The following is a 13,804-nucleotide window of genomic DNA, read 5'->3' as shown; positions in this document are numbered from 1 at the left end:
GATCAGCTCAAGAATCTGTCCGCGGTCTGGGCGCTCGGGACGATGCACACGTCGTGCTTGCCGAACAGCTTGTAGCGATTGCGTGCGATCGCTCGATAAAAGGCGTCGCGGATGAAACGCGGCATCAACCGGATCAGTGTCGAGACGATCCGCCAGCGCCCGCCGAAGGACCTGAGCACTCGAATCAGGGCATCCGTGTCCATATAGCCTCGCCCGCCTTCCAACAATAGAAACGACTTGGGATCGTCCGGATCCAGACCGTGGCTCGTCAACAGCTCGCGACCGGTGGCCGTCTGCATGGCTGCGAACTTATACAACCGCTGTCGATCGTGCTCGAGTACGAAGCTCACCCAATGACTGCACAATACGCACACGCCGTCGAACACCAGCACCCGGTCATTCATGCTCGACCAGCCATCCCTTGTAGTGAACGACGAGCCCGATGCCTAGCACGTGCGCGCTCACATCGAAGCCGTAGCGACCCTGATCGAGGGATTCCGTCGCTCCGCATTTCAGCAGCCAGGTCAGCGGCACAGGTAACAATGCCAGACGCGCGCTGTACAAGGACCAAATGATACGTTCCTGCTGTGCAGACAGCTCGAAGGCGAGCACGATCGGCCCGAGTCGCTCTTCCATTCGCTGCTTGCGCCAGGTCAGTCGCGATTGCATGCGCTGGCTGCCGAACTTTCGTAGCCAGTGCTCGCCGGTTGCCGTGACGTTGACCGTGACTTCGATGGGCGCATCGGCCCGGGCGACGGGCAGGCCTGCGAGGCGGGCTATGGTTCTGGCAATCGGGCCGCCGCCGCGAATGTCACATCGGCCGACGTACCGCTTGGAACGGCGGGCGTCGTGAATGCTTTTGAGAGCGGACGGCAGGTCCTCGAAGGCCGGGCCGAGCAGTCTCGAATACAGGGACGGTTCTGACATGAGCCATCGGTGGGTGGGGCGTGAGTCGATTATAGTGGCTGTCGATCCCTGCAGCGACAGCGTGTTGTGAACATGAGTTTCAGCGGCGTCGAATGTTTCAGCGGTCGACCTTCGCCGCTGAACTGGTCGAAGCATTCGAAGGTCGACGGTCGCGTGGCGATGTCTGCATTTGTACGCATGGCTGCGTTGCAGACGGCTATCTACAGTCCAGTTGACCTGGCAATACAAATCTTCGCTTACTGCCCCTGTGAGTCGATCTCACTCAACAATCGCGCGGCTTCCGGCCGGTCGGGCTGTACCTGCTGCAATTCGCTCAGCAAGGCGCGGGCGGCCGCGCCATCCCGGCCGGCCAGAGCGGCCGCCATGCGGACCAACGGGTCGTAAGCCGGGCGAAAATCCGGACTGAGGTGTAACACCTCGAGCAGCGGTTCGCGCACTTGCGCCAGCATGTCGCGAACGTCGGAGGTCGGTCGCACGTGTTGGCCGGCGACGACGAAGCGATTGCGAGCGGTCCAATAGGCGGCGAGTCGGCGATCCCAGTCTGAGTGTTGCTCGTCGGCCAGGATTTCTTCTGGTCTTACCGTGACGTCGCTCAGTAGTTCGAGTAGTCGTTCGCGCGGCGTCGAGATCGGCAGGTAAGTGATGTTCGGTGCGCGGTACGCGACGATCGGGCGGTCGTCGGTGTTGAGCGGGGCTGTGCCGGCAAATGTTTCTAACGATTGCGGGCCGGCGATGAAGTTGCCGAGCAGGGCCAGGTCGTCGGTGATGCCGAAGTTTTCCACGTTGTAGGAGCGCGCGGTCGCTAGTTGAGCACGCACTTCGTCACGGCGGAAGAGTTCGTCATCGCGGTGAGCGATCAATCCGACCGTTGGTGTGTCCAGACTGAGGGTTGCGAGCACTGCCGCGCCGTGCGGATACACAGTCATGAACGAGCGAACGATACTGCGCAGGGTATCGAGATCGAGCTGATGCAGCGGCAACCATTGGCAGAACACTCCGCCTTCTGACAACCGTTGGCGGACGGCTTCGAAGTGCTCCACGGTGTATAGGGACGCCGAGCCGCTGCGGGCCGGATGGAAGTTGTCGGCGACGATCACGTCGTAGCGTTGCTCGCTCGTGCGGATGAAGCGGCGTGCGTCGGCGCTCATTGTGTGCATGCGGGTGCGGTCGGCGTCGCTTGAATAAGAGCTTTCGAAATGCGCGGCGGCGTCGATGACTTGCGGGACCAGTTCGACGACGTCGACCTGCAGATCGGGTTGCAGCGTGGCTGAGGACGAGGTCAGTCCGGTGCCCAGGCCTAGAAACAATGCACGTTTCGGATTGGGGTGGAGCAGAACGGGCAGCAGTGCCTGACGTGCGTCTGCCAGCAGCGTAGCGCTGCTGCCTTCCTGTTGCCTGTTGTTGATGTGCAGGGTCGCGATGCCTGACTCGTCTTCGATCACGCTGACGCTGGCCATCACGCCTTCGAAATAACTCACCAACCTTCCGCCTTCGGGGATGTGAGTGTTGTGTAGCGACGGGCCCCAGATGATGCCGGCGACGGTGGCGGCGATTAGTGCCCATTGCACGGGGCGCGACCAGGCTTGTTTTGCGGCAAGCAGTAAGTAGCCGGCGGATATCAGGAGCAGCGCGGGTTTCAATCCCAGCATGGGAAGAAGCACGACGCCGAACAACAGCGGCGCGATGGCTGCGCCCAAGGTGTTCACACCGATGGCGTGGCCGAAGCTGATGCCTTTGTCACGGGCGCTGGTGCTGAGGTGACTGAAGAGGGCACCCATCACGATTGTGGGTAATAAGAATGCGATGACCGCCATCGCGACTTCACCCGCGAGCGCGGACGTTACGCTTGGGCCGAATAGAGCGATCAGCGAGTTTTTGATTTCGTCCGTGCCGGCGAGGAGCAGGGTGCCGAGGAGGCAGGTGGCGGCGAGGGTTTGAATCAGAGGCGTGAGTAATCTGTCGGCGGGCACGCTGCCGTTTGTTTCTATGTGACCGTTCGGCGAGGTGTCGCGGCTCGATGTGAACTTGTTCGCCCCCAGCGACGTGCTAGTGGGCACGGTCGCCCGTGCGATAAACCACCGGCCATAAATTGCAGCGCCGAGCGCGGTGCCGATCAGGTAAACCGCGAGCAACAGCGCAAACGTATAAACCGTGTTCTCCGCGACCTGACTGAGCGCGCGAACGACGAGGACTTCGTAGCCGATGCCGAGCAAGCCCGTCGCGCCAAGAAGCAGGAGAATGTGCGACGGACCGCGCGTGGTCTCGATCGCTGGCGCGCGATGACTTGCCATGGCGGAGTCCGCAACTTCCGCAAAGCCAGTGCCCTTCAACGGCGCTGCCGCCGCTCGATCAACGTGCTCTGAGGGGGCCGTCCCGGCGCCGGAGTCGGCGGAAGTCGCTGTCGTTGCGGTCGAAACGTGAGCGTTGGCGTTGGCTGCGCCCTCATGATTCGCGCCATTTGTTCGCAAACTCAACGCCACCGCCGCGCAGGCGAAGTTCAGCACGGCGCACGCGAGGGCTGAGTGGGCCAACCCGAGCTGCGGTACGAGCCAGAATGCGGCGGCTATCACGCCAACCACGGCGCCGGCGGTGTTCGCGGCGTACAGGGCGCTGATCGAGATATTCCTAACCGAAGTCGCCGCGAACACACGTTCCATCGCCGGCAGCGTCGCACCCATTGCCACCGTCGCCGGCAACAGCAGCAGCGCCGCGCCGAAGAACGCGACGAACCAGTGCCATGCCGCTGAGGGTTGCGGACCAATCAAACCAAGCAACGCACTCGACGCCGGCTCAAGTAACGCGGCGAGCGTCAGGCTCCAAACACCAATGACAATCTCACAACCCGCATACCAGCGAGCAGGTCGCGCACTCCGATCAATCCGAGAGCCGAGCGTCAGCGCACCGAGCGCCAATCCACCGAAGAACGCCGCAACGACGGCGAGCACGGCCGCCGACTCATGACCGAGCCACGACGTGCTTTGCTGAGTCCAGACGATTTGATAAGCGAGCCCGGCGAACCCGGACGCGACCATCAACACGCACGCCAACGCCATATGATACGAACGACCGCGCTCGAGACCGCCCACCTCGGCGGCGACGCCCGATGCTTCTATTAGAGGCTCACTACTGGCCATGGTTATCTCGGGCTCGATCCCGCCAAGGGCTCACTACTGGCCATGGTTATCTCGGGCTCGATCCCGCTAAGGGCTCACTACTGGCCATGGTTATCAAGCTCGATCCCGCTCAATGGCTCGCTGCTTGCGATGCGCCCGGAATATCCGGCGACTGCTGGGACACCCCTCAGCCGCTGAACCCAATCTTGTACCCCCACGAATCCAGCTGCGTCGGAATGGCGTTGAACGCCAGCGTGATCCGGCGCTCGCCGGGGTTGGGGGGCACGGCGTGCATGATGTAGCTGGGAAACAGAACGATGTCGCCCGGCTCCGGCTGCGGGCTGATCCACTTCTCGGCGTTGAACGGGCCGGTGACCACGCCTTCGTGATCGTTCTTGAACGAGAACTCGGTGCCGCCGGGCGACTTCATGAACACGGTGCGCGAGTCCGGATGCGTCGGCGTCAGGTAGGCGACGCCGGAGATGAAACTGTTGGCGTGGTTGTGCATCGACTGCCGGCCGCCGGTGTCGAGCAGGTTCACCCACATCTCTTTCAGCGACCACGGCAAGCGCTCGCCGAACATCAGTGCGCCGAACTCGCCGAGCATCGGAGTTATGACAGTGGCCGCCGTCACCAGCAGCGGGCTGTCCGACGGCTTCAGCATCGAGGTGTGCGAGAGATTGGCTGAAGAATTATTTAAGGTGCGCGCGTGCTCGCTGAAGTGAGCGACCAGGCCAGCGACCAGCTGACGTGGCAACGCACCGGGTATCTTCATGACCGGCGTGGGAAAAAGACTGAAAACCTCGGGCGTTCCGGACATTGCTGACGACTGCTTCGATGAACTCGCGCGACTGCGCAACCTTTTATTATAGGAAGCGGATTGCTACGCCTTCGTGACAGCGACGCCGATGCAGTTTCTCGGAACCGCCGCAAGCATCATCTATCGTTCACAATGTAGTCATATCGCCCTTCTACGCTGCGGGTCCTTCTCACAACACACCCGATAGCTTGAAGGGAGCTTCGAAACAAATGAGAGTTGCAATCACCCGGACCCAGATCGCGACAGCGGTCGCGGCGGTACTCAGTGCGGCCACGATGGCCCCAGCATTAGCCAAGGATTCCGGTAAACCCGCAGTCGAAGTCGGCCCGCGCGCCGAAGGCGTGTACGCCACCGGCGACTTCCACAATCACACCACCTGCTCCGACGGCTCCATTTCGATGCAGAAGCTGATCAAGAAGGTGACGGACAAGCAGGACACGCCCTGGGGCCTCGACTGGTTCGTGCAGGCCGGCCACGGCGGCAACGGCAACCGCAATTGCACGCTCGTCGAAGACGCGTCGCTGAGCAGCGAGCCGTATCCGTTCGTGCAGGGCCAGGGCCCGACCACCACTTGGGCGAACAGCATCGGCGCCGCCGCGGTGAAGGGCAACACCGGCTCTTCCGACGGCAGTTCGACCACTCCGCTGTCTTCGCAAGCCAGCCCGAGCATGTGGCGTTGGCAGTCGCTGCAGGAACTGCAGTACCCGGTCGCTGAATATCTGAGCGGCCAGAAGAACCTGCCGGTGTTCGTCGGCATGGAATCGGTCGTCGCCGGTCACGAGCACACCTCGATGTCCGTCGTCAGCGGCCAGGTCGTCGGCAAGAACGGCGCCGTGGGCCCGGGCAGCTACGTGCCGGTCGGCGATGCCAACGCGCTCGCTCAGTGGTCGTACTGCTTCGATCGCGGTGACACCGACAACAGCCGCGGTGGCGCCAACAACTGGGATTGCTCGGTGCCCGGCATCGACTATTCCACCAACCCGGATTGGAAGCCGAATGCAGCCAAGCTGTTCCCCGCCGGCGGCGTGGGCAGCGGCGTGCGCGGTCACAACAAGACCGTCGACGCGCTGAAGTGGATGGCCAGCTATCACCCGTACACCAGCTACTACGTCCCGGCGCACCTCGAGCGCGCTGGACCGTTCAACCCGGACGGCAACAACGGCTTCAACATCGAGCACCTGCGTAACTTCAACAACGCGGCGCCGAAGGTTGCGTTCGGCTTCGAGAGCCAGCCGGGTCACGGCGCTTCCGACAACCGCGGCGAGTACAGCCCGGACCGTAACAGCATCGGTGGCGTGCGCGTCGACAGCGTCGGCGGCACCACTTGGGGCGGCACCGGCGTGTATGCCGGCCAGGTCGGCGGCGTGTGGGACGCGCTGCTGGGTGAAGGTCGCAACTGGTGGTTCTTCGCCAGCTCCGACTGGCACAACCGCGGCAGCTTCTCTGCCGACGACCGTCGTTCGACTCAGGACTTCTATCCTGGCGAATATCAGCGCGACTTCGTGATGGTCCGCAAGACCAGCCGTGACAAGGGCGGCCCGGCGGCTCCGCAGGAGATCGTGGACGGGCTGCGTAGCGGCAACAGCTTCGCGGCGTCCGGTCAGCTGATCGATCGTCTGGCGTTCGTGGCCTGCTCCGACTCGCGCTTCAAGGGTGACGAAGGCGCGGCTGAGCTGGAAGCGATCGCTCTGGAAGCTGCGAAGAACGGCACTGAAGTGAACATCAATGCCAACTGCGCGGTCATGGGCGAGAAGCTCAAGATCAACAACAACGACGACGTGCTCGTGACCGTCGTGGTTCGCGATCCGTCCGGCACCAACTACTCGCCGTACACCTTCCCGAATCCTTCGCTGCTCCAGATCAGCAAGACCCAGCCGTTGAACCAGCCTGTGCTTGATCACTTCGATGTGATCGGCGGTCTGGTGACCGGCATGGTCAAGCCGGGCCTGGCAACGTACTCGGGTCAGTGGCCGGACAACTGGGTCGACAATCCGGACATGAGCACGGTTCCTGCCGGTGCGAAGAACACCTCGGCGGGCGTGGTGAAGACGTTCGGCAACGGCACCTGGACGACGGATGGCGACTACAAGGTTGCTTCCTTCCGTCTCTCCGGCGTGAAGGCCACGCAGTACCTTCGTCTGCGCGGTTCCAACCTGCCGGCCTCTGTGCCTTACGAGACCGATGCGGACGGCAACCCGCTCGCGGACATCTACACGAATGCCAGCGATCCGTCGAAGCTGCGGATTCCTTGCACGACGCAGCTGACCACGCAGATTCCGGCCAACACGGTCTACACCGGCACCAGCATCGATGGCTGCCCGGCTCACCTGGCGCGCTTCCCGGCCGTCACGGGCCAGCAGTACGTCAGCTATGACGTGGCCGCCTGGTCGGATCTGTGGTTCTACAGCAACCCGATCTTCATCGAAGTGAAGAACGGCACGATCGTCGCTAACGTGAAGTAACCCTTCCGTTATCGAGGAGCCATCCGAACGCCGCGCGGCAACGCGCGGCGTTCATTTGTTTCTGTCGAGGCGATTACATATGTCATCCGTTTTGTCGAGCTCAGGAATTTCTTCAAGCGACGCTGCATCCAAGGAGCCGGCTAAGCGCGTACATTGGCTGCGAGAGCCGTTGTTACATTTCATTCTGATCGGCGCCGTGCTGTTCGGCGTCGACTCGCTGATCGCCGGCCAGGCCGAGGATCCGAATCTCATCGTGCTCGACGCGGAAGTCGATGCCGAAGCACAGCAGGTATTCGAAGCCGCTCGCGGCCACAAGCCCGATGCCGATGAGCTGCGGGCGCTGCGCCGGGTGTGGCTCGACAACGAAGTGTTGTATCGCGAAGGGCTGGCGCTGGGCCTGGACCGGGGCGACAAGACCATTCGCGAACGCGTGATCTTCAAGGCGCTGAGCATGGTGGACAGCAATACCAAACGTCCGGAGTACGACGACAAGGTGCTGCGCGAGTGGTTCGAGAAGAACCGCGCCCGCTATGACATTCCCCAGCGCTTCAATTTCGAGGAAGCCGTGATCGCCGGCGAGTCCTCCGAAGCCACCATCCGCTCGTTCGTGCATGCCCTGAACGCCGGCGCCACGCCGGAGGTGCAGGCCGGGCTGCGCGTTTTCAAAGACCGTCCGCACGACAATCTGGTGAAGAGCTATGGCGAAGAGTTCGCCACCGCGCTGGAAAGCTCGACGCCGGGCGAGTGGCGTGCGTTGCAGACCAAGAGCGGCTGGCGAGCGATGCGGCTCGAATCCGTCGTCGCTCTGCAGCCCGCCGATTTCGAGCAGCTGCGCGGCGTGGTGACGGGCGACTGGACCGACGCTGTGATGTCCGAGCAGCGTAGTGCCGCCGTCGCCGCGCTGGCCAAGAAGTACACCATCGTGATCGACGGGGTGAAGCAGTAATGCGCAAGCTGCATCTATTGCTTCTCGCGTTCCTGGCGCTGGTGTCGAGCGCCGTCTCCGCCCATGAGCTGAGCATGGCGGAAATGGAAGTGCGCGAGACGTCGCCAGGCGAGTTCCTGTGGCAATGGACGGCGAGCAGCGATAAGGCGCCTTCCGTGGTGCTCGCGCCCGTGTGGCCCGAGCCCTGCACGGCGGAGCTGAACATGCTCCGCTGCGGCGACAAAGGCCTGTTCGGCACGCTGCGTGTCAACGGCGTCGGCGGCGACTATTCGGCTGCCATCGTGAAGATCTACTGGCTGGACGGTCAGAAGCAGGTGTTCACGATCACCACGCGCCAGCCGGAAGTGCATTTGTATGGTTCGGCCGAAGACAAGCGCGGTTCGGGTGAGATTGCGTGGGCGTATGTGACGCTGGGGGTCGAGCACATCCTCAGCGGCTTCGATCATTTGCTGTTCGTGCTGTCGCTGCTGTTCCTGGTTGGATTCAACAAACGACTGGTGTTCACGATCAGCGCGTTCACGCTCGCGCACAGCTTGACCCTGGCGCTGAGCTCGCTCGGGTTGCTGACGCTGCGTCCGCCGCCGGTGGAGGCGACTATTGCGTTGTCCATCATGCTGGTGGCCGGTGAGGCGCTGCATAAGGAACAAACATTGTCGCGGCGCTGGCCCGCACTGGTGGCGTTCCTGTTCGGCCTGGTGCACGGGCTGGGCTTCGCGGGCGCACTGGCCGAGATCGGCCTGCCGAAGAACAACATGTTTGTCGCCTTGCTCACATTCAATGTGGGCGTGGAGGTCGGTCAGCTGCTGGTGGTCGGCCTTTGTTATGGGGTGTACCGCGCCCTGGCATCGACGCCGCAATTTGTCATGGCGCGCACGCCGGCGCTCTATGCCATTGGCGCTATCGCCGCTTACTGGTCGATCGATCGTATCGTCGGCATCGTAGCCGCATGATTCGCCAGACCGGCGGCGCTCGGTGCGCCGCCTCTTTTATCGCGCCGACAATCGTGAGCTTCTAATTCTTCTGCGGCGGCGGTTCGGACAGCGCTGCTTCGACATCGTCGAGCAGCGACTGCGCGGTCTGCATCACACCGTCGTTATCGCTGTGATAAATCGCGCTGCGCATCACATCGCGGACCTGACCGTTCTTGTCGCCATCGCGCAAGGCGAGGGTGTGCAATGAATTGAGGGCGATGTGACGATCGATGTCGGGCTCGCCGGTTTCGAGCACGTTCTTCAGCGCGGGCAGCGCTTGCGCCTTCGGTGCGTTGGCGAGCTTCGCGATCGCCGCGGCTCGGATCTTCGGGTCGCTGTCTTGCGTGTCCTTGATCCATTGCTCGACGGTGTCGGGCCTCGACGCTTTGCTCGCCGCGATTGCATCGTCATCATTCTGCGCGGCCGCTGCAGTTTCCATTGCCGCATTACTGTTCGTTGACGACGCTGCGGCGTCAGGTCCGGATGACTCGGTCGCCGCCGCCGATCCTTCTCTAGACGCCTGCGCGCCCGATGCCGCCGGCCCGGCAGTCGCATCGGTCGACTGTCGGGTCGCCTGCATATAAACAAGTCCGCCGCAGGCGGCGGCCATGCCCAGCGCGACGACGATGACAGAAGGGCGCATCTGGAATCTCAGTGAATGCCCGGGTTCGTGCCCAGTGTATTCCACGGCAACGCCTGCACGAACGCATCGAGCGCCTTATCGCTTTCTTTGCCCGTGCCTTTGGCCAGCACCTTCACATGCCAGCGATCCGTCGTGAAGTAATAGAGATTGGTCCGTTCGCCCGCGTCGGCCGCATACTTGATCTTCACGCCCTGCAGGCCCTTCGCCGCACCGAGCTTGAACGGCTTCTCCGATTCGATCTTCGCGCCTTCGCCCGCTTTACCGGCGGCCGTCGCCTTCGCGCCATCGATGTTTGCATCGGCCGCCATCGAATCGATGCCATAGACATCAACTTCGACCGCGCCCTGCAGCGGGCCCGACGCCTGCCGATACTCGGCACCCGCTGCATCGCTGTTGCCATCAATACTGTACGGCTGCAAAACCCGCGCAAAGCCTCCCACGCTCTCCGGAAACATCCAACCACTATCGACGTGACACCACGCGCCTTCATTCCCGTACTTATGTAACGGATCCGCCAGGCTGTCGGCACCGGTCAGAGTGGATGCGATGAGAAGCGCGAGGAGCGCGGGAGCTTTTCCGAACCGTTTCATGAACCGAGAGCGCCTGTCGTGGGAGCAAGAATTCGTTCGCGATGAGGATATGTCGGGAATGTGACAGGCGTATGCCGGGGCCGGGGCTTGTGCAAGTATATATGAAAAGTATATACTTTCTCGCGTTGTATGGGACGGGCTGAACGCGAGGGTGCCGATATGAAAACCGCCAAGCTTTTCAAGAACGGCGAGAGCCAGGCCGTGCGCCTGCCCAAGGAATTCCGCTTCGACGGCGACGAGGTGCTGATCAAGAAGGCCGGTAATGCGGTCGTGCTGTTGCCCAAGAAGAAGTCCTGGGGGGCACTGGTCGACAGCCTGAGTCAGTTCAGCAACGACTTCATGACCGATCGGGCGCAGCCCGAAGGCAACGATCGTCGCGAGTCGTTCTGATGTGGATGCTCGATACCGATATTTGTATTGCCCTCATCAAGCGCCAGCCGCGTGAGCTCATCGGCCGGCTGCAGCGTCACAAGCCCGGCGACGTTGCCATCTCATCGATCACTCTGGGGGAGTTGAGCTTTGGAGTCGCCAAGAGCAGCCAGCCGGAAAAGAACCAGTCCGCGCTCGAACAATTTCTGCTGCCTCTGGAGGTCCTCGCGTTCGATGACATTGCCGCAACTTGCTATGGTCATGTTCGCGCGTCACTGGAGCGCGCCGGTACTCCCATTGGGCCGCTCGATACTCTCATAGCCAGCCACGCTCTGAGCATCAATGCGACAGTTGTGACAAACAACGTCCGTGAGTTTTCACGCGTGACGAAATTGCGCGTCGAGAACTGGATGGAGTCTGCTCGGTAAGGGGGGGGCGATCAGCAGCTGATCGTCACTTTGTGCACCCGAACCTGCACGGGCGGTCGATAGTCCGCCCGTGCGATGCTTACCGCGACCAAAGGAATCTGTTCCTGCTGCAGCTGGACACAGCGTGGACCAGGTGCGGGCTCGTTGACCTCGAGCACGAGCTGATCATTCTCGATGAGCAGCGCGGCTGGTTTCGAGAGGCCCGTGGTACTGCCGCGCACGCCGAGATAGGCGACGACCACCAGCCGCTCATCGAAATCGATCCGCGGCAACTCAGCAGGCTCGAAATAGCCGCGAAGTTGTTGGCCCCAGTTCTGATAAGCAGCGGCATCCTCAAGTACCAGCACTTGCTCGATCGAGTCCGTGAATTCCAACGCGTATCCGCTCATCACGCTATCGAAGCGGATCGTCGGGGAGGGCGCGGCTGAACATGCGACCAGCGCGCACAGCAGGGCCGCGACGCCGATGACCATCGAGGTCGCATACGAGGTGCCATCGCGCGGGGGAGCACTCGTGAAGTCAACCGTCCGCACATTGTCGCCGGGCGCAAGAGTGTCCATAGTTCGTGTTCGGGGTGGGCTCGAGGAGAATCTGTGGATCGTATCGAAACACTGCGGCGTGTGCTGAAGGATGCTGGGCTAGAGTCCTCCTCCAGCCCTTGGGGCTTGAACAACGGGAAGGGGAAAGGAGTGCGGCGCTTGAGATCGGCGCACTCTTTTGTGCCATCAAGCGTCATCTTGTCGATCCGGCGGATCCATCGTGGCTTGACCGATGGGCTCAAAACGCTCGCCGCTCGCCCGAGCCGAGTTTCATCCAGGAGATTGTCATCAAGGTGGCTGAATCAAACTGCGATCGCGCCGCGTTGGCGGACTTGATCCAGTTTTATCAGGTGCTGATTGTTCAAGAGTTTTTCACGCTGCACGACGGTGCTTCCAGTGCGAGCACGGCGGATGAGAATCTTTGCTTTCGCCTCGGCTACGAGCGCAGCGCTTCGGCCGCACCCGAGAGGTACAAGCGTGGTGTTGAGCGGCTGCGCCTGTCGCCTGATGCGCTCCACGCTCAGTTCGAGGAATTCTTGGATGACATCTCGGACGCGGAGGACGTTCCCGAGGATTCCCAATGATCCAAGTATTTCGGATTGTCAAAGATGAGCGCTATCAATTCATCTATGAAGTGAATTGGGGAGGCGAGCACCCCTCCCTGACGACGGCAGAGGCGCCGTTGCTTGAGAACTGGCAGCCCTACGAGATGTTCGTTGATAAGCCGGCCAAGCGACGCGGCGACTTCCTGTTCTTGCCGTTGGAGTATATGGTCTGCAGGCCAGAGCTCGCGGCCGGCTTGTCAGACTGCATTGAAGGGGATGTCCAGCAGCTGCCGGTGCGGATCAAGGATGATCCGAGTGAGTTCCTGGTGTGGAACATCACCAATTTCCTCGATGTGCTCAACCTCGCGCAGACGAAGTATCGTTACCCCCCCACCCAGGAAGTCTGTGCCGGTGGATTGGGTCTTTCATGAAGAGCGCTTTAGTCGCTCGATGCTCTTTCGAGACCGATACTGTCCGATGATTCCGCTGCTGGTCACAGGCCTCGGCGATCCGGCGCGGGATTTCTACGTGCGCTATCAACAGATGAAATTGAAGGGATTGAGCTTTGAGCTACTGTGGGAAAGTGAGTAACGCTAAGTGGCTTTAGTTCAGGGGTGGCTCCGCACCTGAGCGCGTCCTTGCGCTAATGCTTGCTTCGATCAGGCGCTCTTCGCGATCGGCGCTGCACGAGTCGCGGCGACGCGCGATACGGGAGTGGAGGTGTCGAAGCGTGCGCCGCCGACCAGGCAAGAATGAACGTCGGCTGCGAACAGTCGCATCTGTTCCTGGATGGCCTTGTTACGTCGGATCAGCCAGTTGTAGCCCATGACCGCGGGCACGGCGACGAACAGGCCGATGGCGGTCATGACCAGCGCTTCTCCGATCGGGCCGGCGATTTGATCCAGACTGGGCTGGCCGGACAGAGAGATACGAGTCAGCGCGTTCAAGATGCCCCACACCGTGCCGAGCAAGCCGATGAAAGGGGAGACCGATCCGGTCGTGGCCAGGATGGCCAGGCCCATCTGCAAGCGCGCAGTGACACTTTCCATTGAGCGTTGCAAAGCAATCGCCAACCATTCGTTGAGTGGCATCTCCGTGGTGAGGTGGCCTTGGTGATATTGCTTGGCGCGAATGCCGTCCTCGGCCAGCATGCGAAACACATTCTCACGGCCGCCGAGCGCGGCGATGCCGTCGTGCAGATTGCCTGAGACCCAGAATTTCTTGCGCGCTTCCGCGTATTCCTTGTTGATCTTTCGTTGATCCCAGATCCGGGTGAGCGTGATGAACCAGCACGCCAGCGACATCGCCACCAGCACGATCAGGATGGCGTAGGAGAGTCCGCCCGCCTCGTGCAGAAAGCCGAACATATCGAACTGGCTGGGAACGTCTTGGGTCTGGCTGGCCATGGGTGCCTCGTATTGTTAACCACGGGAGTCGTAATGACTATGACA

15 protein-coding genes are annotated in these 13,804 nt (G+C 61.7%); 7 read left to right on the top strand and 8 right to left on the bottom strand.

The annotated features are described in order from the left end of the window. Nucleotides 1–2: 2 nt before the first annotated feature. The 4 genes from ACFPN2_RS09430 to ACFPN2_RS09415 all read right to left on the bottom strand — a co-directional run bounded on the left by ACFPN2_RS09430 (nucleotide 3) and on the right by ACFPN2_RS09415 (nucleotide 4,815). Nucleotides 3–404 (bottom strand): thiol-disulfide oxidoreductase DCC family protein, encoded by a 402-nt coding sequence (locus tag ACFPN2_RS09430; RefSeq protein WP_380596357.1) that lies wholly within the window; start codon nucleotides 402–404, stop codon nucleotides 3–5. Continuing rightward, complete coding sequence (locus tag ACFPN2_RS09425; protein ID WP_380596356.1) at nucleotides 397–927, bottom strand: DUF4166 domain-containing protein; 531 nt, start codon at nucleotides 925–927, stop codon at nucleotides 397–399. Before ACFPN2_RS09425 ends, ACFPN2_RS09430 begins: the two co-directional genes overlap by 8 nt. A gap of 236 nt (nucleotides 928–1,163) precedes the next feature. Then, nucleotides 1,164–4,061: a fused MFS/spermidine synthase gene (locus ACFPN2_RS09420; RefSeq protein ID WP_380596355.1), complete on the bottom strand. Its 2,898-nt coding sequence runs from the start codon at nucleotides 4,059–4,061 to the stop codon at nucleotides 1,164–1,166. Nucleotides 4,062–4,227: 166 nt separating this feature from the next. Further along, a complete protein-coding gene (locus ACFPN2_RS09415; RefSeq protein WP_380596354.1) occupies nucleotides 4,228–4,815 on the bottom strand; it encodes a putative 2OG-Fe(II) oxygenase in 588 nt (195 codons plus the stop codon). A gap of 254 nt (nucleotides 4,816–5,069) precedes the next feature. On the opposite strand from ACFPN2_RS09415, the gene ACFPN2_RS09410 reads away from it, so the two are divergent. The 3 genes from ACFPN2_RS09410 to ACFPN2_RS09400 all read left to right on the top strand — a co-directional run bounded on the left by ACFPN2_RS09410 (nucleotide 5,070) and on the right by ACFPN2_RS09400 (nucleotide 9,218). Then, nucleotides 5,070–7,322, top strand: a complete 2,253-nt coding sequence (locus ACFPN2_RS09410) for a hypothetical protein (RefSeq protein ID WP_380596353.1) — start codon at nucleotides 5,070–5,072, stop codon at nucleotides 7,320–7,322. A 79-nt stretch (nucleotides 7,323–7,401) separates the two neighbouring features. Next, nucleotides 7,402–8,268 carry a peptidyl-prolyl cis-trans isomerase gene (locus tag ACFPN2_RS09405; RefSeq protein WP_380596352.1) on the top strand — a complete coding sequence of 289 codons (867 nt, stop codon included), beginning with the start codon at nucleotides 7,402–7,404 and terminating at the stop codon, nucleotides 8,266–8,268. Further along, on the top strand, nucleotides 8,268–9,218 hold the full coding sequence (locus tag ACFPN2_RS09400; protein ID WP_380596351.1) for a HupE/UreJ family protein: 951 nt from the start codon (nucleotides 8,268–8,270) through the stop codon (nucleotides 9,216–9,218). The genes ACFPN2_RS09405 and ACFPN2_RS09400 overlap by 1 nt, the downstream gene beginning before the upstream one ends. A gap of 61 nt (nucleotides 9,219–9,279) precedes the next feature. Here the strand turns inward: ACFPN2_RS09400 and ACFPN2_RS09395 are convergent, their stop codons facing one another. Both ACFPN2_RS09395 and ACFPN2_RS09390 read right to left on the bottom strand, forming a co-directional pair. After that, nucleotides 9,280–9,882, bottom strand: coding sequence for a hypothetical protein (locus ACFPN2_RS09395; RefSeq protein WP_380596350.1), 603 nt, complete (start codon nucleotides 9,880–9,882; stop codon nucleotides 9,280–9,282). An 8-nt stretch (nucleotides 9,883–9,890) separates the two neighbouring features. Continuing rightward, complete coding sequence (locus ACFPN2_RS09390; protein ID WP_380596349.1) at nucleotides 9,891–10,472, bottom strand: hypothetical protein; 582 nt, start codon at nucleotides 10,470–10,472, stop codon at nucleotides 9,891–9,893. Nucleotides 10,473–10,631: 159 nt separating this feature from the next. Here ACFPN2_RS09390 and vapB point away from each other — a divergent pair, with 159 nt between their 5' ends. Next, on the top strand, nucleotides 10,632–10,862 hold the full coding sequence (gene vapB, locus ACFPN2_RS09385; protein WP_380596348.1) for a type II toxin-antitoxin system antitoxin VapB: 231 nt from the start codon (nucleotides 10,632–10,634) through the stop codon (nucleotides 10,860–10,862). Between the two features lie 5 nt (nucleotides 10,863–10,867). Beyond that, nucleotides 10,868–11,269: a type II toxin-antitoxin system tRNA(fMet)-specific endonuclease VapC gene (gene vapC, locus ACFPN2_RS09380; protein ID WP_380596347.1), complete on the top strand. Its 402-nt coding sequence runs from the start codon at nucleotides 10,868–10,870 to the stop codon at nucleotides 11,267–11,269. Nucleotides 11,270–11,280: 11 nt separating this feature from the next. Here vapC and ACFPN2_RS09375 read toward each other — a convergent pair whose 3' ends face one another. Then, on the bottom strand, nucleotides 11,281–11,829 hold the full coding sequence (locus ACFPN2_RS09375; protein ID WP_380596346.1) for a hypothetical protein: 549 nt from the start codon (nucleotides 11,827–11,829) through the stop codon (nucleotides 11,281–11,283). A gap of 98 nt (nucleotides 11,830–11,927) precedes the next feature. Between ACFPN2_RS09375 and ACFPN2_RS09370 the strand changes: the two genes are divergently transcribed. Next, on the top strand, nucleotides 11,928–12,392 hold the full coding sequence (locus ACFPN2_RS09370; RefSeq protein ID WP_380596345.1) for a hypothetical protein: 465 nt from the start codon (nucleotides 11,928–11,930) through the stop codon (nucleotides 12,390–12,392). Continuing rightward, entirely contained in the window at nucleotides 12,389–12,784 is a 396-nt protein-coding gene (locus tag ACFPN2_RS09365; RefSeq protein WP_380596344.1) for a hypothetical protein, read from the top strand. Before ACFPN2_RS09370 ends, ACFPN2_RS09365 begins: the two co-directional genes overlap by 4 nt. Before the next feature lie 228 nt (nucleotides 12,785–13,012). Here ACFPN2_RS09365 and ACFPN2_RS09360 read toward each other — a convergent pair whose 3' ends face one another. Then, a complete protein-coding gene (locus ACFPN2_RS09360; protein ID WP_380596343.1) occupies nucleotides 13,013–13,759 on the bottom strand; it encodes a MotA/TolQ/ExbB proton channel family protein in 747 nt (248 codons plus the stop codon). Between the last annotated feature and the right edge of the window lie 45 nt (nucleotides 13,760–13,804).

Source organism: Steroidobacter flavus (genome assembly GCF_042651805.1).
Classification (GTDB): domain Bacteria; phylum Pseudomonadota; class Gammaproteobacteria; order Steroidobacterales; family Steroidobacteraceae; genus Steroidobacter; species Steroidobacter flavus.
The sequence above is the reverse complement of the archived record's forward strand: the minus strand, read 5'-3'. Positions and strand labels throughout refer to the sequence as shown.

Coding starts and splice junctions, on each gene's coding strand:
- vapB (WP_380596348.1), top strand. CDS start 10,632: ATGAAAACCGCCAAGCTTTTCAAGAACGGCGAGAGCCAGGCCGTGCGC.
- ACFPN2_RS09375 (WP_380596346.1), bottom strand. CDS start 11,829: ATGGACACTCTTGCGCCCGGCGACAATGTGCGGACGGTTGACTTCACG.
- ACFPN2_RS09395 (WP_380596350.1), bottom strand. CDS start 9,882: ATGCGCCCTTCTGTCATCGTCGTCGCGCTGGGCATGGCCGCCGCCTGC.
- ACFPN2_RS09405 (WP_380596352.1), top strand. CDS start 7,402: ATGTCATCCGTTTTGTCGAGCTCAGGAATTTCTTCAAGCGACGCTGCA.
- ACFPN2_RS09390 (WP_380596349.1), bottom strand. CDS start 10,472: ATGAAACGGTTCGGAAAAGCTCCCGCGCTCCTCGCGCTTCTCATCGCA.
- ACFPN2_RS09430 (WP_380596357.1), bottom strand. CDS start 404: ATGAATGACCGGGTGCTGGTGTTCGACGGCGTGTGCGTATTGTGCAGT.
- ACFPN2_RS09410 (WP_380596353.1), top strand. CDS start 5,070: ATGAGAGTTGCAATCACCCGGACCCAGATCGCGACAGCGGTCGCGGCG.
- ACFPN2_RS09360 (WP_380596343.1), bottom strand. CDS start 13,759: ATGGCCAGCCAGACCCAAGACGTTCCCAGCCAGTTCGATATGTTCGGC.
- ACFPN2_RS09400 (WP_380596351.1), top strand. CDS start 8,268: ATGCGCAAGCTGCATCTATTGCTTCTCGCGTTCCTGGCGCTGGTGTCG.
- ACFPN2_RS09420 (WP_380596355.1), bottom strand. CDS start 4,061: ATGGCCAGTAGTGAGCCTCTAATAGAAGCATCGGGCGTCGCCGCCGAG.
- ACFPN2_RS09425 (WP_380596356.1), bottom strand. CDS start 927: ATGTCAGAACCGTCCCTGTATTCGAGACTGCTCGGCCCGGCCTTCGAG.
- ACFPN2_RS09415 (WP_380596354.1), bottom strand. CDS start 4,815: ATGAAGATACCCGGTGCGTTGCCACGTCAGCTGGTCGCTGGCCTGGTC.
- vapC (WP_380596347.1), top strand. CDS start 10,868: ATGCTCGATACCGATATTTGTATTGCCCTCATCAAGCGCCAGCCGCGT.
- ACFPN2_RS09365 (WP_380596344.1), top strand. CDS start 12,389: ATGATCCAAGTATTTCGGATTGTCAAAGATGAGCGCTATCAATTCATC.